1 protein-coding gene is annotated in these 543 nt (G+C 50.5%); it reads right to left on the bottom strand.

What is annotated here, in order from left to right:
- Positions 1–35: 35 nt before the first annotated feature.
- Positions 36–543: integrase core domain-containing protein (locus tag AB8804_RS23315; protein ID WP_371190303.1), on the bottom strand; the 508-nt coding region annotated here is incomplete at its 5' end.

Raw genomic sequence — 543 nt, 5'->3', positions numbered from 1 at the left:
AGATCTGACCGGTCACATAGGTAACACTTTTTGACTTAATCGGCCCGGATTATACGATGATTTCGTCTGTCGTACCGGGCCAGTATCAGTTCACCAAAGCCAATTTCATCCTGCCCTTCTTTCACCTGCTTCATCCATATCCATTCTCCCCGTAGCGCTTCCGATAAAAATATTCGAGTACCGTTAAAGCAGAGGTCTCCTTTTAATGACACGCGCAGCATTCTGGCATCATCCGGCACTGGCATCTCTTTCTGGGGGCCGGTAAAGATCCGGTCTGATGGGTACCAGACTGAACGGGGGGTCTTACCATCAAGCGACTGATGTGGACGAATCTCATTGAACTCCCGACGCCAGACGTCAAACCACACCTGTTGTTCCTCAAGAGAAATGAATTTTGGATGCTGTTTTAACGCCTCCTTCATAGTCCGGTGCATCCGTTCATGCCGTCCGTTCTCCGTGGGTTTACCCGCACGGATACGCTCGGGTTGGATCCCACACTTTATCAGCCAGATTGACATCTGACTTAGCCTCCACAGACCGGCA

The sequence above is a fragment of the Enterobacter sp. KBR-315C3_2022 genome, from assembly GCF_041399425.1.
In the GTDB taxonomy this organism is placed as follows: domain Bacteria; phylum Pseudomonadota; class Gammaproteobacteria; order Enterobacterales; family Enterobacteriaceae; genus Enterobacter.
Note: the sequence above shows the minus strand (reverse complement) of the source record. Positions and strands in the feature narration are given on the sequence as shown.